19 protein-coding genes are annotated in these 21,603 nt (G+C 65.1%); 11 read left to right on the top strand and 8 right to left on the bottom strand.

Annotated elements, in window-relative coordinates:
* Position 1: 1 nt before the first annotated feature.
* On the top strand, positions 2 to 1,780 hold the full coding sequence (locus JI75_RS04885; RefSeq protein WP_039689204.1) for a phosphotransferase: 1,779 nt from the start codon (positions 2 to 4) through the stop codon (positions 1,778 to 1,780).
* A gap of 35 nt (positions 1,781 to 1,815) precedes the next feature.
* On the opposite strand, the gene ilvA is transcribed toward JI75_RS04885, so the two are convergent.
* Positions 1,816 to 3,027, bottom strand: a complete 1,212-nt coding sequence (gene ilvA, locus JI75_RS04880) for a threonine ammonia-lyase (RefSeq protein WP_039689202.1) — start codon at positions 3,025 to 3,027, stop codon at positions 1,816 to 1,818.
* 92 nt (positions 3,028 to 3,119) lie between these two features.
* Here ilvA and JI75_RS04875 point away from each other — a divergent pair, with 92 nt between their 5' ends.
* Genes JI75_RS04875 through JI75_RS04865 form a run of 3 tightly spaced genes read left to right on the top strand, consistent with a single transcriptional unit; the run spans position 3,120 to position 5,631 of the window.
* Positions 3,120 to 3,497, top strand: coding sequence for a RidA family protein (locus JI75_RS04875; protein WP_039689200.1), 378 nt, complete (start codon positions 3,120 to 3,122; stop codon positions 3,495 to 3,497).
* Positions 3,498 to 3,511: 14 nt separating this feature from the next.
* A complete protein-coding gene (gene pdxR / locus JI75_RS04870) occupies positions 3,512 to 4,690 on the top strand; it encodes a MocR-like pyridoxine biosynthesis transcription factor PdxR (RefSeq protein WP_052241611.1) in 1,179 nt (392 codons plus the stop codon).
* The gene (locus JI75_RS04865) at positions 4,687 to 5,631 is read left to right on the top strand and encodes a DMT family transporter (RefSeq protein ID WP_052241610.1); all 945 of its coding nucleotides are present in this window, start codon (positions 4,687 to 4,689) and stop codon (positions 5,629 to 5,631) included. The genes pdxR and JI75_RS04865 overlap by 4 nt, the downstream gene beginning before the upstream one ends.
* Before the next feature lie 65 nt (positions 5,632 to 5,696).
* Here the strand turns inward: JI75_RS04865 and JI75_RS04860 are convergent, their stop codons facing one another.
* Complete coding sequence (locus tag JI75_RS04860) at positions 5,697 to 7,499, bottom strand: glycerophosphodiester phosphodiesterase family protein (protein ID WP_039689198.1); 1,803 nt, start codon at positions 7,497 to 7,499, stop codon at positions 5,697 to 5,699.
* Positions 7,500 to 7,726: 227 nt separating this feature from the next.
* Between JI75_RS04860 and JI75_RS04855 the strand changes: the two genes are divergently transcribed.
* Together JI75_RS04855 and JI75_RS04850 are read left to right on the top strand one after the other, a co-directional pair.
* The gene (locus tag JI75_RS04855; protein WP_039689196.1) at positions 7,727 to 8,302 is read left to right on the top strand and encodes a xanthine phosphoribosyltransferase; all 576 of its coding nucleotides are present in this window, start codon (positions 7,727 to 7,729) and stop codon (positions 8,300 to 8,302) included.
* Between the two features lie 78 nt (positions 8,303 to 8,380).
* Positions 8,381 to 9,751 carry a uracil-xanthine permease family protein gene (locus JI75_RS04850; RefSeq protein ID WP_240993131.1) on the top strand — a complete coding sequence of 457 codons (1,371 nt, stop codon included), beginning with the start codon at positions 8,381 to 8,383 and terminating at the stop codon, positions 9,749 to 9,751.
* An 81-nt stretch (positions 9,752 to 9,832) separates the two neighbouring features.
* Here the strand turns inward: JI75_RS04850 and trmB are convergent, their stop codons facing one another.
* From trmB to JI75_RS04835, 3 genes are read right to left on the bottom strand one after another with little or no spacing between them, the layout of a single operon-like run.
* Positions 9,833 to 10,669, bottom strand: coding sequence for a tRNA (guanine(46)-N(7))-methyltransferase TrmB (trmB, locus tag JI75_RS04845; protein WP_039689194.1), 837 nt, complete (start codon positions 10,667 to 10,669; stop codon positions 9,833 to 9,835).
* A 9-nt stretch (positions 10,670 to 10,678) separates the two neighbouring features.
* Positions 10,679 to 11,779 carry an endonuclease/exonuclease/phosphatase family protein gene (locus JI75_RS04840; RefSeq protein WP_039689192.1) on the bottom strand — a complete coding sequence of 367 codons (1,101 nt, stop codon included), beginning with the start codon at positions 11,777 to 11,779 and terminating at the stop codon, positions 10,679 to 10,681.
* A gap of 48 nt (positions 11,780 to 11,827) precedes the next feature.
* On the bottom strand, positions 11,828 to 13,060 hold the full coding sequence (locus tag JI75_RS04835; RefSeq protein WP_039689190.1) for an MFS transporter: 1,233 nt from the start codon (positions 13,058 to 13,060) through the stop codon (positions 11,828 to 11,830).
* Positions 13,061 to 13,317: 257 nt separating this feature from the next.
* On the opposite strand from JI75_RS04835, the gene JI75_RS04830 reads away from it, so the two are divergent.
* The 5 genes from JI75_RS04830 to JI75_RS04810 all read left to right on the top strand — a co-directional run bounded on the left by JI75_RS04830 (position 13,318) and on the right by JI75_RS04810 (position 18,922).
* Positions 13,318 to 14,313: an asparaginase gene (locus tag JI75_RS04830; RefSeq protein WP_039689188.1), complete on the top strand. Its 996-nt coding sequence runs from the start codon at positions 13,318 to 13,320 to the stop codon at positions 14,311 to 14,313.
* A gap of 116 nt (positions 14,314 to 14,429) precedes the next feature.
* A complete protein-coding gene (locus JI75_RS04825; RefSeq protein WP_082019758.1) occupies positions 14,430 to 15,863 on the top strand; it encodes a Na+/H+ antiporter NhaC family protein in 1,434 nt (477 codons plus the stop codon).
* Positions 15,864 to 15,953: 90 nt separating this feature from the next.
* Positions 15,954 to 16,721 (top strand): DUF364 domain-containing protein, encoded by a 768-nt coding sequence (locus tag JI75_RS04820; RefSeq protein WP_039689186.1) that lies wholly within the window; start codon positions 15,954 to 15,956, stop codon positions 16,719 to 16,721.
* 72 nt (positions 16,722 to 16,793) lie between these two features.
* Positions 16,794 to 17,498: a winged helix-turn-helix domain-containing protein gene (locus JI75_RS04815; RefSeq protein WP_039689184.1), complete on the top strand. Its 705-nt coding sequence runs from the start codon at positions 16,794 to 16,796 to the stop codon at positions 17,496 to 17,498.
* The gene (locus tag JI75_RS04810) at positions 17,495 to 18,922 is read left to right on the top strand and encodes a sensor histidine kinase (protein ID WP_052241608.1); all 1,428 of its coding nucleotides are present in this window, start codon (positions 17,495 to 17,497) and stop codon (positions 18,920 to 18,922) included. Before JI75_RS04815 ends, JI75_RS04810 begins: the two co-directional genes overlap by 4 nt.
* On the opposite strand, the gene JI75_RS04805 is transcribed toward JI75_RS04810, so the two are convergent.
* The 3 genes from JI75_RS04805 to pdxS form a co-directional block, all read right to left on the bottom strand.
* Positions 18,894 to 19,946, bottom strand: coding sequence for an inorganic phosphate transporter (locus tag JI75_RS04805; RefSeq protein WP_039689181.1), 1,053 nt, complete (start codon positions 19,944 to 19,946; stop codon positions 18,894 to 18,896). The genes JI75_RS04810 and JI75_RS04805 overlap by 29 nt on opposite strands.
* Positions 19,947 to 20,069: 123 nt before the next feature.
* Positions 20,070 to 20,636 carry a pyridoxal 5'-phosphate synthase glutaminase subunit PdxT gene (gene pdxT, locus JI75_RS04800; RefSeq protein ID WP_052241607.1) on the bottom strand — a complete coding sequence of 189 codons (567 nt, stop codon included), beginning with the start codon at positions 20,634 to 20,636 and terminating at the stop codon, positions 20,070 to 20,072.
* 6 nt (positions 20,637 to 20,642) lie between these two features.
* A complete protein-coding gene (gene pdxS / locus JI75_RS04795; RefSeq protein ID WP_039689179.1) occupies positions 20,643 to 21,527 on the bottom strand; it encodes a pyridoxal 5'-phosphate synthase lyase subunit PdxS in 885 nt (294 codons plus the stop codon).
* Positions 21,528 to 21,603 lie beyond the last annotated feature (76 nt).

Below are 21,603 nucleotides of genomic sequence, written 5' to 3'. Positions count from 1 at the left end.
TATGCTCAATTCGTCCGATTTCTCCATTCTGAACTGCTGCGTCGGCCATCCGGGTTCGACGCGCCGGTTCATTTCCGAGGCGACGGGTCTTTCGCTCGATTCGGTTGATTCGTCGGTGGAGCGCCTGCGCCTCGACGGCTGCCTGAGCGAGGCGAACGAGGTGAACCCCAAGGGCCTTCGGCTGCTCGATCCCTACAGGGTGCGCAATGCGGTCATCATGGCGGCCGGGCTGTCGTCCCGCTTCGTGCCCCTGTCCTACGAAACGCCCAAGGGCCTGCTGCGCGTGAAGGGCGAGGTGCTCATCGAGCGCCAGATCCGCCAGCTCAAAGAAGCGGGGATCGACGACATCACGGTCGTCGTCGGGTACATGAAGGAGAAGTTCTTCTACCTGGGCGACGAATTCGGCGTATCGATCGTCGTGAACAACGAGTATGCGTCCCGCAACAACCATTCGACCGTTAAATGCGTGGAGTCGATCCTGGGCAACACCTACGTGTGCTCGTCGGACGACTATTTCACGGCGAACCCGTTCGACCGCTACGTCTACCGTTCGTACTACTCGGCCCTGTACGTGGAAGGGGAGACCGACGAGTACTGCCTGGAGACGGAGGGCGCCGATCGGCGCATCACGGGCGCCACCGTCGGAGGGCGCGACGCGTGGGTGATGATGGGGCATACGTACTGGGACCGTGCATTTTGCGAGGGCTTCCTAAGGGAGCTTAACGCCGTTTACGACCACCATACGACGATCGGAAAGCTCTGGGAGGACGTCTACCTGGACAACGTCGATAGGCTCGACATGGTGATGCGCTGCTACGAGCCGGGCGAGATCTGGGAATTCGATTCCCTCGATGAACTGCGCGCGTTCGATTCGGCGTTCATCGACAACATCGATTCTCGGATCATGGACAACATCTGCGCGGTGCTTGGCTGCGCCAAGCAGGATATTCGCGACATCGTCCCCATCAAGCAGGGGCTTACCAACCTGTCGTTTCGCTTCGCGGTTGCCGAAAGGGCCTACGTGTACCGTCATCCGGGCGCCGGAACCGAAGACCTCGTCAATAGGAAGAGCGAGACGTTCTCGCAGCGCGTTGCGAGCTCGCTCGGACTCGATTCGACCTATCTGCACGAGGACGAGGACGAGGGCTGGAAGATCTCCCGCTACCTGAATGAGTGCGCCGAGCTCGACTACGGCGACCCGGATCAGGTCGCGCAAGCGCTTGCGATGCTGAACACCCTCCATTCCTACGAGGGCGATTCCGGCTTCGACTTCGACGTCTACCAGAAGACCAAGGAGACCACGGGGCTGCTGGACGCCCAGAGGCGCCTGATGTTCAAGGATTACCGGGAGATCGCGGACATGATGGATTGGGTCGCCGAGCGCGCCCGAGCCATCGGAGCCCGCCGCTGCCTGTGCCACAACGATTCGTACTCGCCGAACTTCCTCGTGTACGACGGCGGGATGGACCTTATCGACTGGGAGTACTCCGGCATGTCCGACTACGCCAGCGACCTGGGCACCTTCATCTGCTGCAGCGACTATTCGCTCGACCGGGCGCGCGAGGTGATCGAGCAGTACTTCAGGCGCCCCCCGACCGACGAGGAGCTCTTCCATTGCATCGCCTACACGGCGATCGCGAGCTTCTACTGGTTCATCTGGGCGCTGTACAAAGACGCCTGCGGCGACCCTGTGGGCGAGTACCTCTATCTATGGTACCGCTACACCAAGATGTACGGCGCCGAGGCCCGCCGCCTCTTCTTCGCGCTTTCCCGGGATTAGGGGTTTCGTCGAAACCGACGCCGCCTCGTGCGGCGCTACAGCTGGGTTTGGATGATCTCGGTTTCCAGTCCGGCGTCTTTGAGCGCTTGGACGATCTGGTACTTGTGGTCGTGGCCGAACGCCTCGATGGTAAGGCGCAGCTCCACGGCGGCGTTGCGGTTCGCGCACACGAACTGGTTGTGGTCGAGGCGGATGACGTTGCCGTTGCTGTTCGCGACGGTTTCGGCCACGCGGACCAGCTCGCCGGGGCGGTCGGGCAGAAGCACCGAGACGGTGAAGATGCGGTCGCGCATGATGAGGCCGCGCTGCACGACCGACGACATGGTGATGACGTCCATGTTTCCGCCCGACAGGATGCTCACGACCTTCTTGTCCCTCACACCGAGGTGCGACAGCGCCGCCACGGTGAGCAGGCCCGAGTTCTCGACCACGGTCTTGTGGTTTTCCACCATGTCGAGGAAGGCGACGATCAGCTCGTCGTCTTCGACCGTGACGATGTCGTCGAGGTTGTCGCGCAGGTGGGGGAACAGCTTGTCTCCCGGTTCGAGCACCGCGGTGCCGTCGGCGATGGTGTTGGCGTGGTCGAGCTTCACCACCTCGCCCGCGGCGAACGAGGCCTTCATGCAGGCCGCACCCGCCGGCTCGACCCCGATCACCTTGATGTTGGGGTTCAGCAGCTTGGCAAGCGCGCTCACGCCGGTGGCGAGTCCGCCCCCGCCGATGGGCACGAGGATGTATTCGACCAAGGGGAGCTCCTGGACGATCTCCATGGCGATGGTTCCCTGGCCGGTGGCCACGGTGAGGTCGTTGAAGGGGTGGATGAAGGTGTAGCCGTGCTGGTCGGCAAGCCGGTAGGCGTGCTCGCACGCTTCGTCGTACACGCCGCCTGCCAGCACGACGTCGGCCCCGTAGGCCTTGGTGCGCTCGACCTTGATGAGCGGCGTGGTGGTGGGCATCACGATGGTGGCCTTCACGCCGAACTTCTGGGCGGCGTAGGCCACGCCCTGCGCGTGGTTGCCCGCGCTTGCCGTGATCAGGCCGCGGGAGCGCTCCTCGTCGGTCAGGGTGGAGATCTTGTAGTACGCCCCGCGCACCTTGTAGGCGCCCGTGCGCTGCATGTTCTCGGGCTTGAACCAGACGCGGTTGCCCGTCGCCTCCGAATAGTAGGCGCTGTAAATGAGCTTGGTCTCCTGCGTTACCTGACGGACTTTTTCAGCAGCTTCTTCGAATTTTTCCAACGTCAACATGCAGGATCCCTTTCAGCTCTACTATCGTGCGTATAGGATAAAGCAAACAGGTTCCCAGTATCCTCCTGATTCGCGCTCGAAAGGTCCGCATCATGCAAATCGTCAGCACTCCTCACGCTCCCGCCGCAATTGGTCCCTACGTCCAGGGCAACGTGGTGGGCGGTTTTCTGTTCGCCAGCGGCCAGATCCCCCTCGATCCCGAGACCGGCGAGATCGTCGGTTCCGACATCAGGTCGCAGACGGCCCAGGTGATGAAGAACGTCCGCGCGATCCTCGAGGCTGCGGGCTCTTCGTTCGACCAGGTGGTGAAAACCACCTGCTTCCTCGACAACATGGACGACTTCGCCGCGTTCAACGAGGTGTACGCCGAAAGCTTCCCCTCGCACCTGCCCAGCCGCTCGGCGGTCGAGGTGGCGCGTCTGCCCAAGGGCGCCCTGGTCGAGGTCGAAGTCATAGCCGTCGTCGGCTAGCGCGCGGGTGCTCGATGATCGACGAGGGCCGCGCTGCCGATAGGATCCCTTCCGCTGCGGTGGAGCCTTTGTTCTCGGGCCGCAAGCGGGTGAGGGCCCGCTACGACTTCACCGGTTCGACCCCGCTTGCCGGGTCGTTTCCCTACGAGCAATGGCTGTCCATCACGCGCAACGTGCTGGAGTCCCGAAGCGACGCGCGGCTGCTCGCGCCCGCTCCGGCCCAGGGCATGGTCGAGGTGCGCCGCGCCATCGCGGGGCACCTGCGCGAGCATCGTGGGATGCTGGTGTCGGCCGATCAGGTGGTCATTGGCGCCGGAGCCCAGTCCCTCTACAGCATCATAGCCCGCCTGCTGGGCCGCGACGGATCCATGGCCTTGGAGGACCCGGGGTACGGGCGCCTGGAGAAGATCTACCGATTCGAGGGGATCGAGACGGTGCGCGTGCGCATCGACGAGGAGGGCATGATCCCGCGCGAGCTGGAAAGAAGCGGCGCCCGCATGATCCATGTGCTGCCCTCGCACCAGGTTCCCACCGGTCTGGTCACCAGCCTGCAGAGGCGCTACGACCTGCTTGCATGGGCCGCTGCCGATGAGCGGCGCTATATCGTGGAAGACGACTACGAGTCCGAGTTCGTGCACGAGGGGCGCGCGGTTTCGGCCATGCGGGCCCTCGACGCGACCGAGCGCGTGATCTACGTGAACACCTTTTCCCGCACCATCGCTCCGGGCGTGAGGGCGGGGTATCTGGTCTTGCCGCCCCACCTCGCGGTGCGCTTCGCCGCCGAGCTGGGGTTCCATTCCAACTCCGTACCCAACCTCGAGCAGTTGGTGCTCGCGGAGTTCATCGGATCGGGCGAGTTCGCGCGCCACGTGGCCCGCATGCGCCGCAAGTACCGGGCGACCCTCGAGGCGGCGCTGTCCACGCTCGAGCGCATGGGGCTGTCCTCGCGCGTGCGAGGATGCCAGACGGGCCTCCACTTCACCCTCGACCTCCCGTCCGATCTGGCGCGCACGGTGCGGGAAACGCATCGGGAACGGGGTTGCGCGGTGAGGTTCCTCGATTCGTACTGGAGCCGCGGAACCCAGGGCAGCAGCACGCTCGTCATCGGGTACGCCGGCATGTCCCCGGACGAGGTGCCCGAAGCGCTCGGCGTGCTCCTCGCGCCCGGCCTGCGTTCGAGGGAGGGCCTGTGAGGTCGTATCGGGCGCATTTCCTGGCGGCCGCGTTGTCGATGGTCATCTGGAGCGCCTCTTTCGTCGCCACCAAGTACGTCTATCAGTCGATGGCGCCGTTTACGACGGGGCTCGTCCGCTTCGCCTGCGCTGCGGCATTGTTCATGCTGTTCAAGTTCGCCTTCGCGCGGATGAAGGGCTCGCCGCGCTTGTCCGAGGGGGCCGTGGAGGGCCAAGGCGCGCTCTTCCAGCTCTTCGGGTTCGACCGCGAGACGCTCAAGCTGGTGGCCCTGTCGGGCTTTTTGGGTATCACCTGCTATTTCGGTTTCGAGAACATCGGCGTGAAGTACACGAGCGCAACGAACTGCTCGCTTATCGTGGCGTCGTTTCCCGCGCTCACGGCGTTTCTGGAGTTCCTGGTCTACCGCAAGCGCCCGACCGTCGTCCAGGTCGCGGGCATGGCGCTCGCGTTCATCGGCGTGGCCGTCATCGTCGCGTCGGCCTCCGGGCCCGTCGAGCCGGGGAGAAACGAGCTGGCCGGGGTGGTCTTCCTCATGGCGGCCGGCGTCGCCTGGGCGTTCTACAACTTCATCGTGCGCAAGGTTTCGGCCGAGGTGTCGTCGTTCGACCTTTCCGCCGTCCAGAGCGTGTTCGGAGCGCTTCTGTTCGTGCCGCTGGCGCTGGTCGATGCGAACCAGACGCAGCAGTTGGGGCCCGACAGCGCCCTTGCGCTGCTCTTCCTCGTCGTCGGGTGCTCGTTTGCCGCTTACATCCTGTACAACTGGGGACTCGAGGGCATATCGGCGGCCACGGCGGTGTCCCTCCTGAACCTCATACCCGTGCTGGGGGTCGTGTTCGGCGCGCTCGTGCTGGGAGAATCGGTCTCCTTGCAGCAGGTGGTGGGCGGAGCCGTGGTGCTGTTCGGCATCTACCTGGGTTCGCGCGAGCCCGAACGGGACTAGATCCGATCGAGGCGTCCGCGCAGGCGGCAAGCGCCATGGGCGCCTCGGCGGCGCCGGGGTCGCGCCTAGAGGTTCGACGTGGCGAAGAAGGCGACGCGCCCCAGATCGGACTGGCTCGCGACCGCATCGAGCGTTTCTTCGGCCAAGTCTATCCGGTCGGTTATGACGCCGTCGACCTCGCTAAAGAGGAACCGCGCAAGCGTCCGGGGCTCGTTGCAGGTCCATACATCGACGCGCTTGCCCGCCTCCTTTATGCGCTCGACGTTTTCGGGCGTCGCGCTTTCCGCTTCGAGCCCGATGCCGTCGGCGTTGAGGTCCTCGAGGTTGCCCAGCGCGTAGAAGCACAGGTAGAGGGTCTGCGCGTCGGGATGCTCGGATTCCACGTAGTCGATGAGGTCGTAGTCCAATCCGATGATCGAGCACTGCTCGAGCATGCCCGCGTCCCTCACCGCCCGGTACACGTCGTCGGCCATGGCCCGATCGGCCGTCGGCCCCTTCAGCTCGATGTAGAGGTGCACGCGGCCCTTCGCCGCCTCGAGCGCCTCTTCGAGCGTCGCTATGGGGACCGAGCGAGCGGGATCGTTCGGATCGCGCACGGACAGCCCCTTGATCTCGTCGAGCGTCATATCGGAAACGGCCCGGTCGACGCCGCATAGCCGCTTGAACGTGTTGTCGTGGTGAACGACGTAGCGCCCGTCTTTCGTGCGCTGCACGTCGATCTCCGAGGCGTAAACGCGATGCTGCGCCGCCGCTGCGATGGATTCGGCGGTGTTCTCGGTAGAAAGGAAGCCCCCTCCGCGATGCGCTATCACCTGGACCGGGGTCGTCGTGGGGAACAGCTGGTTAAACGACGGGGCGGCCAGAACCGCAATGCCCGCGCACAGCGCGACCGCCGCGGCGGCTGTGCAGCCGAAGAAGACCCCGCGCTTCGCCCGCGGGAGCCGGGGCGCTTCGCTCGGATCGACGAGGGCTTCGTATATCGAGGTCAGGCATACGAATTGCAGCGGACCGAACACGGCCAGGAACCCGCCGAAGCCGATGAGGGACAAAGCGAGGGTGAAGATGAGGGCCGTGTGGCGCGCCGAACCCTCGGCGCCGGACAGCTCGAGTGCGGCGAGGGGAAGAGCGGCGCACAGCGCAGCGACGATCGCCAGGACGCCGGCCGCTTTGGCCAGAAAGGCGGCATAGCGTTTCAGAATGAAGCGCCATTCCCTTCTGAACAGCGAAAACGCCTGCACGATCGCATCTTTGGGGGAGAGGTCGCCCAAAACGATGAAATGGAAGGTGAGTATGCAGGAGACGTTGACGAACACGGTGAGGGCCTGGAAGGCGCGCCACAGCGCCGCAGTCGCGGGATCGGCGAGGACCACCGACATGATGAAATCGGGGACCACAAGGGAAAACGACAGGCTGATGCCCAGCTCCCTGAAAGCAAGCGGCGCGATGAAGGCGAGGTAGGCCACCGCGAGGAACCCGACCGGGGAAAGCAGGCGGGGAAGGGTCGAAACCCCTTCGGCGATGACCGAGGTTATGCGCTTGCCCTGCTGATGCAGGATATTGCGGCTCATGATGATCATGGCGTTCACGTCGAAGGCCGCGTAGGCGAACAGCGCGAGCGTCCCGATGCACAAGATGAGCCACCCTTGCCACGTTCTGAGCAAAAAGGGGATGTCGCTGCTGGTGATGGCGGGTTTGTCTGCGGCCCAGAGGATGGCTGCGGCCGCGTGCTTCAGCGCGAAGATGCACACGGCCAGCGCGGTCTTGGTGAGGGCCTGGTACAAGAGGATCTCGGGAAGGCCGTGGAGATAGGGCGAGAACGGAACGCTGCTCAGCGCTTCGGAAAACGTGCGGCGGCGCTTTTCGCTCATCGACAACCTTTCTCGTCAGATACTTGCCGCATGATTCTAGCGCAGCGCGGGCGCTTCTGCTCGGTGCGACGGCTAACCCGTGGGGTTCGATGCGTTTTTCGATACCTTGGCGATCGATGCGAAGTTCCGTCCCGCTCGGCTTCATGATATGGCAGAATAGGGAAATTCACATAACGTAGCCAAAACGCAGCCGAACGCTGCGTTTCTCGTTGTCGCAGGGGGCGATCATGGAGCTTTTGAAGAAGCGCATCATCGAAGACGGGGTTGTGAAGCCGGGCAAGGTGCTGAAGGTCGACTCGTTTCTCAACCATCAGATGGACGTCGCTTTGTTCCAGGAAATGGCGCGGGAGTGGAAGCGCCGCTTCGCCGACGCCGACATCAACAAGATCATGACCATCGAGGCCTCCGGGATCGGCATCGCCGCGGTCGTGGCGGCCGAGTTCGGCCTGCCCGTCGTGTTCGCCAAGAAGGCGCACTCCATCAATCTGGACGGATCGGTGTACACCTCGAAGATCCATTCGTACACCCATCAGCGCGATTACGACGTCATCGTTTCGAAGAAGTACATCGGAAAGACCGACCGCGTCCTCATCATCGACGACTTTCTGGCCAACGGCTGCGCCATGGACGGGCTCGTCGAGATATGCGAGCAGGCGGGTGCGGAGGTCGTCGGCATCGGCATCGCCATCGAGAAGGGCTTCCAGCAAGGCGGAGCCGAGCTTCGGGCCCGGGGGCTGCGCGTCGATTCCCTCGCCATCATCGAGAGCATGGACGACCAAACGGGGGAGATCTCGTTTCGGTAGCCGGTTTTCAGCAAGTGCGCCGTTCGCGCCGACAAGGGCCGGCGGCGTTGTCCAACCATGCAGGGAGAAAGGATGACCGTGCCGTCAGATTCGAAAGCCGCCGAGGCAGCCGTTGCCGCCGAGCTGGGGAAGTTCAGGGGAAACATCTCCATCGCCCGGGCCCTTCCATACGGTTTGCAGCATGTTCTCGCGATGTTCGTGGCGAACCTCGCGCCCATCGCGATCGTGTGCGGTGCCGCCGGGCTCGATCCCGCCCAGACGGCCATGCTCGTGCAAAACGCGATGATCGTTGCGGCCATCGGAACGCTCGTCCAGCTCTACGGGCCGTGGCGCGTGGGGGGCAAGCTTCCCATCGTCATGGGCGTCAGCTTCACGTTCGTCACGGTGATCTGCGGTATCGCAGCAACGTACGGGTATCCCACCGTGGTGGGCGCCGTCATCGCCGGCGGCATCGTCGAGGGCATCCTCGGCCTGTTCGCCAAATACTGGCGGCGGTTCATCAAGCCGGTCGTGTCCGGCGTCGTGGTCACGTCCATCGGCTTCTCGCTCCTGTCGGTGGGGGCGACGTCGTTCGCCGGGGGTTCGGGAGCGCCCGATCTGGGGTCCCCGGCAAACCTCGCGCTGGGAACGCTGTCGCTTGTGTCCTGCCTGGCCTTCCAAGCCCTCGCGCGCGGTTCGCTCAAGCAGCTCTCCGTTCTGTTCGGCCTGTTCGTAGGCTATATCGTCGCCTTGTTCACGGGTCAGGTCGATTTCTCGGCCTTCAACGGGATCGGCATCGTCTCGCTTCCGCACATCATGCCCTTCGCACCCGAGTTCAACATCGGGGCCATCGTGTCGCTCGTGCTGCTGTACCTGGTGAGCGCCGCTGAAACCATCGGCGATACGGCCGCCGTCACCTCGGTCGGCTTCAACCGCGAACCTGCGGAGCGCGAGTACCAGGGCTCCATCGCGGCCGACGGGTTCACGTCTGCGATCGCCGGCGCGTTCGGATGCACGCCGCTGACCTCGTTCGCCCAGAACATCGGCCTTATCGCGATGACACACGTGGTGAACCGCCGCGCCCTGGCGTGCGGCGCGGGCGTGCTGCTGCTCGCGGGTTTCGTTCCGGCCATCAGCGCGGTTTTCAGCAGCCTGCCCGATGCGGTTCTGGGCGGCTGCACCATCATGATGTTCGGGTCGATCATCGTGGCCGGGTTCCAGATGATCGCCAACGCCGGCTTCACGCAGCGCAACATCACCATCGCGGCCACCTCGCTTGCCATCGGCATCGGGTTCACGCAGGTGGGCGGCATCTTCGCCTCGTTCCCCGAGATCGTGCAGACCGTGTTCGTGGGCAACAGCGTCGCCTTGGCGTTCGTGGTGGCCCTCGTCATGGCCAACGTGCTGCCCGAGAACATGCAGGTGACAGGTGCGTTGGTTTCCGAGGATAGGGAGCCTTCGAACGGATAGGGCCCCTGTCGCCTCCGTTTTGCCGATCGCTTCGCGCATCGCGACCCCGCGGGACTCGATCTTGCGGGGCCGCTTTTCGTTTCAAGGGCGCGGTGCGGTTCGAAAGCGCTGCCGAGCAGCCCGGTTCCTCATGTTCTCGATCGCGTTTTCCATCCCGTGCGGGATGTAGTCGAGGTCGTCGAGGTTATCGGGAAGGAAATCGAACAGGCTGACGTCGCAGCGCGTAGCGGCTTGGGTCTTGTCGATGGGCGTGCGATCGGGCGTTGCCCTGAGCGCGAGGACGCGGGCCCCTTTGGCGGTGAGCTTGCGCTCGTACTCGGTTGCGGGCAGACCGGCGATCGGGCTGCGGTGATCGAGCGAGGTCCAGCTCACGGTATAGCCGGCATCCTCGAACTGCGTGAGGCTGTAGTCGAACAGCGGGCGGCTGTCGGTTCGCAGCAGGATGCTCCCACCGCCTTCCAGCACGGTGCGGTACTCCATCAGCCTGCGATAGTGCGTAAGCCTGAAGGGGGCCTTCTTCTTCTGCGGAAAGGGCGTGGGGAAGTTCATGGCGATCTCGGCCACCTCGCCCGCGGCGAATATCCGACCGAGCCGGGGGTCGCGTTCGAGGGGGAACAGGGCGTTGCGCAGGTCGGTGTCGCGTGCGAGCTCGGCGCCGTGCATCGAGCACACCGGCTCCGCATCGATGCCGACGAACAGGGTGTCGGGATGGAAAGGGGCGCACCCTGCGATGAACGAGCCCTTGCCGCATCCCAAATCCACGCAGATGCGCGCAAAGGGGCCGCAACCCGCCGCGGCGGACGTGCGCCAGGCGCCTTTGAGGGCCTCGGGATCGCGCACGATCCACGCTTCGGCGGCCGCGAGGCGCTTTTCCAGATCGAAGTTGCCGTGCTTGCGCGATCGGGCGGTGCGCGTCATGGTGCTCCTTTAGGAAAGCTCGAACGTGAGCTTCACGGGGTTGTGATCGCTGAAGGAGAACCCGTTGTCGATGTTCTCGGCGCTCGCGCGAACGTTGTCCGAGACGATGAACCCGTCCACCGTGGCGGTGTAGGTGACGCCCTTCTCGTAGGGGATGTCGCAGCCGCGGCAGGTGGCGACCTCGGCGAGGTTGTCCGGCTTGACCACCGAGAAGCCCGCGGGCAGGTCCTCGTCGCCCAGAACCGCTATCCATGAGGGGACCTGCTGCTGGGACGGGTAGAGCCCGGCGCTTCCGGCAAGCGCGTGGTTCCAGTCGCCCCCGCATACGACGTAGTTGCCGGCGGCGGCTTCCTGTTCCAGCATCGATTTCAGCAAGTCGAGCTGGCGGGCGCGCACCAGCCCGCTCTTGTCGTAGGCGGACATGTGGCTGTTGACGAGGACGAGCTTCTTGCCGTTGTCGACGGGGATCCGCATCACCTGGAAGCAGCGGTCGAGGTCGAAGAACTTGGTGGGGAACGACTCGTCGATGGGGTAGCTGCGTCGCTGCGCGCTGGCGATCTGGGTGTTTGCCAGGGTGAGCAGCCCGGCGTTCACCGTTCCGTGGGGCTCGTTGAACGGGTAGGCCAGAAACGCGCTGTGGAAGTTCGACGACCAGACCGACCCGTAGCCGGGGAATGCCTGTTCGAACAGGGCCTTTTGATTCACATGGAAGCTGCGGTCGGAATCGGTGTCCACTTCCTGGAGCAGCGCGAAGTCGGGATTCAGCTTTTCAACCAGGTCGATGTCGCCTGCCGTGCAGCTCTTCACGCTCTGCTCGCTCACGGCGCGTCCGTGCTGCCCTTTGGTCGCGGTGCCGTCGGCCATCACGCCTTCGTCCATGAAGAAGGTGTAGTCGGGCGTGTAGGCACCGAATCCGATGTTGTAGGAAAGCGCCGTGTAGGGCGTGTCCGCCTTCAGGGTCTCGGAGGGGTTGTTCTCCACCTCGATCGTCTGGTTATCGGCGATGCGGTAATAGGTGACCTGGAGATATACGACGTAGGCGGCGAGTGCCAGCAACAAGGCGAGCACGACGGTGGCAAGGCCGATGAGGATGCGTCGGGAAAGCGGCATGGGAACTCCTTGCTAAATCGGGGCGCAGACTGCCCATTATCGCTTAAATCAGGACGATTCGCCGTGCGCTTTCGGCATTTTGTCGAGGATCTTCGATCCTACCGGGCCGACGAGGATGAAGGTGAGGGCCAACAGCATGACGCCCGCGAACAGCGACGGAACCCCGGTGCCGACGACGTGGTTGGGCCACAGGGGGATCGAGGCTATGGGGGCCCCGAAGCCGGCGAACAGGTTGATGGAGAAGGTGATGAGGGCCGAAGCCGACCCGGCGTTGCGCTTCCGCGAGCCCATGAGGACCACGTAGGCGAAGGCGCGGCCCATGCCGCTTGCGATGATGAAGAAGGCGCATCCGAAGAGGAAGGCCGCCGGCGAAGCGGTTCCGATCGCGATGATGAGGCCGCCCGCGAGCGCAAGCAGCCCCCCGATGGCGATCATGATGGCCATGGGGGACACCTTCCTCGAGAGCCGCTCGTAGATGAAGGGCGCCGCGAGCTCGATGAGGATGGCGATGAAATAGCAGATGCTGTATCCGACATAGTCGAGGCCGAAGAATTGGAGGTACACGTAGGAGCAGGTGAGAAGGTAGGTGCCGAAGGTGAGCGGCGCCATGCAGAGCGCGAGCAGCGCCAGCATGAACGAGCGGTCGCGCGCGATTTCGAACACCAGTCCCAGCGAACCCGCGATGCTGGTGTCGGCGCGCTGCTCGGGCGGAAGCGTTTCTTCCAGGGCGAGCGTCCAGACGAAGCAGGCGGCGGACAGGACCGCGAGCAGAACGTAGATGCCGCGCCATGATGCGAAGGTGAGCAGGAGGGAACCGAGGAACGGGGCGACGAGCGGGCCGAGCACCGCGAAGGATTGGGAGATCGTCACGGCCGAAGCCAGCTTGTCGGCGTTGAACCGATCGCGCAGAACCGCCATGACGGTCGAGATGATGAGGCCGCCCCCCGATCCCGCGAAGATCCTCAGGGCGATGAGCTGCTCGGGAGAAGTGGCGCACGCGCAGGCGGCGTTCGCGGCGATGACGAGCACGGCGGCGGCCAGCAGGGGCGTGCGCCGTCCCACTTTGTCGGTGATGGGCCCGCCCAGGAGCGAACCCAGCGCGAGGCTCATCGTGTTGGCCATCATGGTCGAGTTGATGACGGCCTCGGTGGTGCTGAACTCGGCGACGAGGGTGGGAAGCGCCGGCAGGTACATGTCGGCCGCAAGCCAGATCACTGTGATCCAGATGCTTGCCAGCATGACCGTTTGCCTGTCGCCCATGCGACGCCCGACGTTTCCCATTGCTCCCCGCGATCGCGCTCGAGTGTGTTCGCAAAAGAACAGTGTAGCGCGTTTTCAGGAGGAACGGGGCGGCAAGCGGGTTCGATGCGGACCTGTTTTGCCGTTTCGGGGGCGCGGTTTCAGGCGATCTCGTCCGAGCGCCGCTCCCGTTCGAGATCCCCGCTTTGAGGGAGGGGGCGTTTCGGGTATTCTTCGGTAAGCCGCCCTGTGCATCGTGGGTGGTCTCACGCTAGGTATCTGCGGAAACGGGAGGTTCGATGCGCGTCCATGTAACGTATGCCGGCGGCACGATCGGCATGGTGGAATCAGAGCGGGGCCTCGTTCCGGGCGCCGATATGCGCACCTGGCTCTCGGAGGTCGCCGCCCTTGCGGGCCTCGAAGGGTCATCCATCGGGTTTTCCCAGATCGATCCTCCTATCGATTCGTCGAATGCCGGACCGGACCAGTGGCGCGCGCTCGTCGACGACCTCGTGCGCCATCGCGACGAGGCCGACGGCTTCGTCGTGCTGCATGGGACGGATACCATGGCCTATGCGTCGTCCGCCGCAAGCTTCGCCCTGGCGTCGTTCAGCAAACCCGTCGTATTCACGGGCTCGCAGCTTCCTGCCCGCTGCGCGGGGTCCGACGCCTATTCCAACACGGTCGGGGCGCTTACGGCGGTTTTCAGCGGCCGGGCGACGGGCGTGTCGCTTTTCTTCGGCCGCCATCTGTTCAGGGGATGCCGCGTCACCAAGCGGTCCACGTGGGATTTCGAGGGGTTCGAGTCGCCGTGCGCTGCGCCTTTGGCATGCGCGGGCGCCCCATGGGAGTGGTCGGCTGCCAGCGAGAGCGCTTGCGGATGGCCCGATCCGCTTGCGTACCGGCGCTGCGATATCGCGGTCGTCGACCTCGTCCCCGGCGTTTCGACGGCGCGGATCGAGTCGGCCGTGACCCCGCTTCCCGAAGCGGTCCTGGTGCGCGCCTACGGAATTGGCAACGCGCCCTGCGACGAGCCGGGTTTCCCCGAGCTGTTCGAGGGCCTCGCCGCCCGCGGCGTGCCCATCGTCGTGTGCTCGCAGTGCGCCCAGGCCTCCGTCGCCTTGGGACGCTACGAAGCGGGAACGGCGTTTCCGCCCGATGGCTCGGTAGGCGCGCGCGACATGACGTTCGAGGCCGCCTACGCGAAAACGGCGTTTCTGCTCTCCCAGGGGCTGCGCGGGCGCGATCTGATGGCGTGGATGGGCCGCTCCATCGCCGGCGAGCTGAGCGCCTGATCGCTCGGTCGCGTCGCTTCGACGCCCGATCGCGCCGATCGCCCCGGCATCCGTGCTCGCCCGGCCTGCGCGTTATGAGATAATCCGATGGTTGCTGTCGAGAACGAAAGGCTGACATGAACGAGAAACGCGAATCCGGCCAGGCTGAGAGCGCTGCGGCCTCGGCTGCCGTCGAGCAGGCCAAGGTCCGCTTGGAGGAAGGCGCCCGCATCGAACCCAACCCCGCCGCTTTGCTTCCCATCGCGGTGTTTCTCGTCCTGTACCTGGGGACGGGCGTGTACTTCGAGTACATCAGCCCCATCGAGGGCCAGATGGGCTTCTACATCATCTCGGTGGTGGTGGCCTTCATGATCGCCCTGGGCGTGGCCCTCGTTCAGAATCGCGGCCTGAGCTTCGACGAGAAGATCCGCTGCTGCGCGCGCGGCATCGGCGACGAGAACATCGTCATCATGCTCTTCATCTTCCTGTTTGCAGGCGTGTTCAGCGGCCTTGCCAGCCAGGCGGGGGGAGCGCAGAGCACCGCGAACATGATGCTGTCGGTGATCCCCGGGAACTTCGCGGTGCCCGGGCTGTTCTTCATAGCGGCCGTCATCTCGCTTGCCATGGGAACCAGCACCGGAACGGTGTCGGTGCTCACTCCCATCGCGGTTGCCACGGCGGCCAATGCCGACCTGAACCTCGCGTTCTGCGTGGCCAGCGTCGTGGGCGGCGCGATGTTCGGCGACAACCTCTCGTTCATTTCGGACACCACCATCGCGGCGACGAAGACCCAGGGAGCCGCGATGAAGGACAAGTTCTACGAGAACGCCAAGATCGCCATCCCGGCGGCGCTCGCGACGCTTTTGGTGATCGCGCTGGTGAGCGCATCGTCGTCCCCGGCCTCTGTCGGGACCTACGAGTTCAACGTCGTGCTGGCCCTCCCGTATTTCGCGGTTTTGGTGCTGGCCATGACGGGCATGAACGTCCTTCTGGTCCTGACGATCGGCATCGTGCTCATGACGCTTGCGGGCGCTTGGGCGCAGACCCTGTCGTTCATCACGGCCTTCACGGCGATGGGGACGGGCGCGACCGGCATGTTCGAGACCATGATCGTCACCATCCTGGTCGCCGCCATCGGGGCCCTCATGCGCCAGCACGGCGGGTTCGCCGCCATCCTGCGCTTCATCAAGGGGCATTTCAAAGGCCGCCGCGGCGGCATGGCGGGCATCGGGCTGTTGGTGCTGCTGCTCGACGTGGCGGCGGCGAACAACACGGTCGCCATCGTCATGTCCGGCTCGGTAACCAAGCAGATAAGCGAGGAGTACGGCGTCTCCCCGCGCGAGGCCGCGTCGCTTCTGGACACGTGGTCGTGCATCGGCCAGGGCATCATCCCCTACGGTGCGCAGCTGCTCATCGCGGCGGCCCTCGCGGGCGTCTCGTCGGTGTCCATCATCCCGTTTCTGTTCTACCCGTTCCTTTTGGCGGCGGGTATGATCGTGTACGTGGCCACCGACGGCCTGCGGTTTCTGAAGCGGGGCGGGGCCGCGGGAGAAGGCCCGGGCGCGCGGTAGCCGGGTACGGTTCGGTTTTCGAGGCTCGGGCCGCGTGCATCCGGCGGGCGGTGCGATCGCGGGACGAGCGGGGAAGGAAGGGCGGAAACGATGCGGAACGATCCGTGGGAGCTCTATGATCGCCTTGTCGCAGACATCCCGGAGGGAATCGCGGTTCGCGAGCTGGGAAGCGGCGGGAACTGGTGCTTCGTCGACGCGGAGTGCGGGATGGGGATCGCCCATCGCGTGACCTACGGCGCGGCGGGCCCGATGCGCGCCGACATCCGCTCGCTCGACCTGCGCTCGCTTGCCGAGCTTTCGCGGTCGTGGAACTACGAGGAGGCCTCGTTCGCCTTCGCGGCCATAAACGCCTGGCACACCTCGGCCGAGCGCCTCGAGCGCCTCGGCGCCGACGTGGCCGGCGCGCGCGGAGCGGACCGCGCGAGCGCCAACCCCTTCTCGGGGCTGCTCGATTCCGTTGCGGGCAAGAAGGTTGCCGTCATCGGCCATTTCCCCAACGTCGAGTCGCTCGAGGGCCGCTGCGACCTCACCGTCCTCGAGCGGACGTGCGCAAGCGAGCTCGACACTCCCGATTCCGCATGCGAATACGTCCTGCCTCATCAGGACTACGTGTTCGTCACGGGAACGACGCTCATCAACAAGACGGCGCCGCGCCTTCTGGACCTGTCCGCTTCGGCCGTCACCGTGATGGTGGGCCCCACCTCTCCGGCATGCGGCGCCCTGTTCGATTTCGGCTGCGACGTGATCGCCGGGAGCGTCGTGGTGGACGCGCCCTCCGCCCGCGTCGCCGTGCTGGAAGGGGATAAGCGCCGCTGGCGCGAGGGGATCCGCAAGTTCTACTGGCCGCGGGCGCGTTAAGCGCCTCTGGCGCGGCCGTCCGTGGTATCTTCTACTCTCGACGTCCTTCGAGCAGAATGATGGGTTCTCGCCGTGATCTACTACGTTGAAGACGATACCAATATCCGCGAGCTCGCGCTGTACGCTTTGCGACAGGCGGGTCTGGAGGTGCGCGGCTTCTCGGAGGCCGATGCCTTCTGGGAGGCGCTGGGTCGGGCCAAGCCCGAGCTGGTCATGCTCGACATCATGCTTCCGGGCGAGAGCGGGCTGGACATCCTAAGGCGCCTGAGGTCCCACGAAGGGACCGCCTACATCCCCGTGATGATGCTGACGGCGAAGGGAACCGAGTACGACAAGGTGATCGGGCTCGATGCGGGCGCTGACGACTACCTGGTGAAGCCCTTCGGGATGATGGAGCTGGTCAGTCGGTGCAAGGCGCTCATCAGGCGCGCCGCCGCCCCGACGGTGGCTTCCTCAGGGGAGCCCGAGGTGAAGTGCGGCCCGGTGGCGCTTTCCCCGCAGGCGCGCAAGGTATCGGTGGGCGATGCCCATCTGGATCTGACGGTGAAAGAGTTCGACCTGCTGAAAACCCTCATGGAGCATGCCGGAACGGTGCTTACGCGCGAGGTTCTGCTCGAGCTGGTGTGGGATATCACGTTCGTGGGCGAGACCAGGACGGTCGATGTGCACGTGCAGACGCTGCGCCGCAAGCTGTCCGAAGCGCATCCCGGGGCCGAATCCCTTATCCGCACCGTGCGCGGCGTGGGCTACTCCTTCGATTCCGAGGCGGGCCGATGAAGCGCTTCGCGCGCATCCGGGTGTTTTCCGACACGCTTGCGGGGCGCATCTTCGCGAGCCTCGCCATCGTGACGACCCTCGCCCTCCTGATATTCTTCCTCGTCGCCTCGGCGGTCACCTACAACGTGTACGAGGGGACGGCCGAGCGGGCCCTGCGCGAGGAGGTGGCGCGTGCGGCCCAGGTGCTCGAGGCGCTGCCCGCAGGCGAGCGGGCGGAAATCGCGACCGACCAGTTCGCCGCCGACCGCATCACGCTCATCGATGCCGAGGGAAACGTCGTCTTCGACTCCCAGGCGCCCGACGCGGCGCTTTCCAACCACAAGACCCGCCCCGAGATCGAGCAGGCGCAAAACGGCCCCGATGCCGTGGTGCTCAGGCATTCCGAGACGCTGAACACCGACACGCTCTACGCCGCGGCCCAGCTGAGCGACGGCAGCTTCGTGCGCCTCGGCCAGACCCGCCAATCGCTGGCCTCGCTCGTCCAGGGGGCGACCCTTCCCCTGGCCGCGGCCCTGGCGCTCATGATGCTGATCATGCTCGCGTTCTCACAGGTCCTTTCGCGCCGCATCGTCGAGCCCATCGCCTCGCTCGACGTGGAATCGCCCCTCAGCAACCGGGTGTATCCCGAACTGCGGCCCCTGCTGGTGCGCATGGACGAGCAGCGCGCCCTTCTGCGCTCTCAGAACGAGGAGCTCGAGTCGGCCGCCAACATGCGCCGCGAATTCTCGGCCAACGTGAGCCACGAGATGAAGACGCCGCTCCAGGTGATAAGCGGGTACGCAGAGCTGATGAAAAACGGGCTGGTGTCCGCATCGGACCAGGAGCGGTTCGGGGGGATCATCCACAGCGAGGCTCAGAACATGCGCGCGCTCATCGACGACGTGCTGACGCTTTCCCGGCTCGACGAACCGACGCTCGACCGGCAGATGGCGCCGGTGAACCTGTATGCGCTTACCGAGGTGGTGAAGACCCGCCTCATCGCGATCGCGTCCCCGAAGGGGATCACGGTGCGCGTTTCGACCGACAGCGCGTCTCTGTGCGAGGTGCTGGGCAGCAGGATGCTGCTCGAGCAGATGGTGTACAACCTGCTGGACAACGCGATAAGGTACGCGCCCTGCGACTCGCGGATCGACGCCGTGATTTCCAGCGGCGAGGACTCGGTCGGGCTGGCGGTGATCGACCGCGGCCCCGGGATCCCGCCTGAGCTGCGCGAAGCCGTGTTCGAGCGGTTCTACCGCATCGACAAGAGCCGCAGCAAGGAGACGGGCGGAACGGGGCTGGGCCTGGCCATCGTCAAGCACGTGGTGGAGCTGCACGACGGGTCGATCGAGGTGAGCGAGACGCCGGGAGGCGGCGCCACGTTCACGGTGAGCATCCCGAAAGACCGGATCGTCCCTACATCAAAAGCAGGAACAGATAGGTGAACGCGTAGGCCAGAAGGCCGCATCCGGGAAACGTCAGAACCCAGGTGAGCACCATCGATCCCGCGAGGTTCCACTTCACCGCGCGCAGGCGCTTCTCGGCGCCGACGCCCATGATGGCGGTGGTCTTGGTGTGCGTGGTGGACACCGGCATGCCGGTGAACGTGGCCAGTCCGATGCAGAAGCAGGCCGACAGGCAGGCGGCGAACCCCTGGTACTGCTCCATCTTGACCATGCTCATGCCCACCGATTTGATGATCTTGCGCCCGCCCACGGCCGTTCCCAGGCTCATCACGGCCGACACCAGCAGCACGAGCCATAGGGGGAAGCCCGCGCTCATGTCGGCGGACCCGTAGACGCCCAGCATGATGGCGAGCATGCTGAGGGACAGGAACTTCTGGCCGTCCTGGGCACCGTGCAGAAGCGCGACGCCCGCGCCCGACACGATCTGCGCCCACTTGAAGAAGCGCTCGGCCCGGGGGCGGGGGACGTCGGCGCAGACGATCTTGATGAGCCGGGTGAACAGCCATCCGGTGACGAGGCCCAGCACGGTGGAGATCCCCAGACCGTAGATGACCTTCACCCACTCGGCCCCGTTCACGCCGCCCAGCCCGCCTTGCAGCGCGATGGCCGCTCCGGTGATGCCCGCGATGAGCGAGTGGCTTTGGCTGGTGGGGATGCCGAAGGCCCAGGCCGCTGCGCCCCAGACGATGATCGCCACCATTGCGGCGGCCAGCGCGATGAGGGCCTCGCGGTTGTCCCCTCCGAAATCGACCATGCCGAAGATGGTGTGCGCCACGGCCGTTGACACCATGGTGATGGCAAACAGCCCGATGAAGTTGAATACCGCCGCCATGATGATGGCGGGCGTGGGGCGCATGGCCCGCGTGCCGACGACGGTCGCGATGGCGTTGGGGGCGTCGGTTGCCCCGTTGACGATGGTCGCCCCCATGCACAGCAAGATGATGAGCCCCAGGACCGGGTTGGACGCTATGGCGGAACCGACCGTGATAACGTCGATGTTCATGAGCTCCCTTTCGTCGATGCCGGGCGGTTCGGTGCGGCGCCCCGGCGCGCCTTTTGTGCCAGCCTCAATAGTGGCCGATCGACGTAAGGGAGCATTAAGCCGAAGGTAAAGGGAGTGTAAAGTTTAGAGCGACAAGAACAGCCGGTGTATCTCCAGGTCCTCATCGAGCTCGGGATGAAACGCGAGCCCCAGCTGGTTTCCCTGGCGCACCGCGACGGGATCTCCCCGATGGCGTGCCAGAACCCGGACGTCTTTTCGCACCTCGGTTATGCGCGGTGCGCGGATGAAGGTGAAGGGAACCTCTCCCGCGCCCTCGAAAGCCCCCGAGCTGCGAAAGCTTCCCAGCTGGCGCCCGTAGGCGTTGCGCTGGACGGATACGGGAAGCGTGGCGAAGGGCGAAAACGCCCCGTCTCCTTCTCCTTCGATCCGCTCGGCGAGCAGGATCAGGCCCGCGCAGGTGCCCAGCGTCGGCATCCCGTCGAGGATCCGCTTTCTCAGTCCTTCGAACAGGCCGTCTTCGTGGACGAGCCTGCGTTGGACGGTGCTTTCCCCTCCGGGTAGGATGAGCCGGTCGAAGGGAAGGTCGAGATCCCCCGCTTGGCGGATCTCGACGACGGGGGCGCCCAGGGCCTCCATCTTCTTCCTGTGCTCGGCGAACGCCCCCTGGACGGCGAGTATTCCGACGGTCATGAGGACCTACCTGCCGCGTTCGGCCATGAGGACCTCGATCTCGCCCTCGTTGATGCCCACCATGGCCTCGCCCAGGTCCTCGGACAGCGCGGCGATGCGCTCGGGATCCTCGAAGTTCGTGACGGCTCCCACGATCGCTCGGGCGCGCTTCTCGGGGTCGCCGCTTTTGAAGATGCCCGATCCGACGAACACGCCCTCGGCGCCCAGCTGCATCATGAGGGCGGCGTCGGCCGGGGTGGCCACGCCTCCCGCGGCGAAGTTGACCACGGGCAGCTTGCCGGTGCTGTGCACGTAGCCCACCAGCTCGACGGGAACCTGGAGGCGCTTCGCCTCTTCGAACAGCTCGTCGTCCCTCAGCGAGACAACGTGGCGGATCTGGCTGTTGATGAGGCGCATATGGGTGACTGCCTGCACGATGTCGCCGGTTCCGGGCTCGCCCTTCGTGCGGATCATCGAGGCGCCCTCGGCGATGCGCCGCAGCGCTTCGCCCAGATCGCGCGCGCCGCAGACGAACGGGGCCCTGAAGGCGGTCTTGTCGATGTGGTAGACGTTGTCGGCGGGGGAGAGCACTTCGCTCTCGTCGATGTAGTCGATGTCGATCGCTTCCAGGATCTGGGCTTCGACGAAATGCCCGATGCGGACCTTCGCCATGACCGGTATGGACACGGCCTGCTGGATCCCCTTGATCATGCGCGGATCGCTCATGCGGGACACCCCGCCCGCCGCGCGGATGTCGGCGGGGATGCGCTCGAGGGCCATGACGGCCGCCGCTCCGGCCTCCTCGGCGATACGGGCCTGTTCGGGCGTGGTGACGTCCATGATGACGCCGCCCTTGAGCATCTGCGCGAGTTCGCGGTTGAGCTTTGCGCGGTCTTCCTTCGTTTCTTCCATGCGATCTCCTTTCGCGGTTCGGCGGAAAGACAGCGTAGGCTACTTTTGGGTATAGCGTTATAGTCAGTTCATGATT

The organism is Berryella intestinalis, from assembly GCF_000814825.1.
GTDB lineage: Bacteria > Actinomycetota > Coriobacteriia > Coriobacteriales > Eggerthellaceae > Berryella > Berryella intestinalis.
Note: the sequence above shows the minus strand (reverse complement) of the source record. Positions and strands in the feature narration are given on the sequence as shown.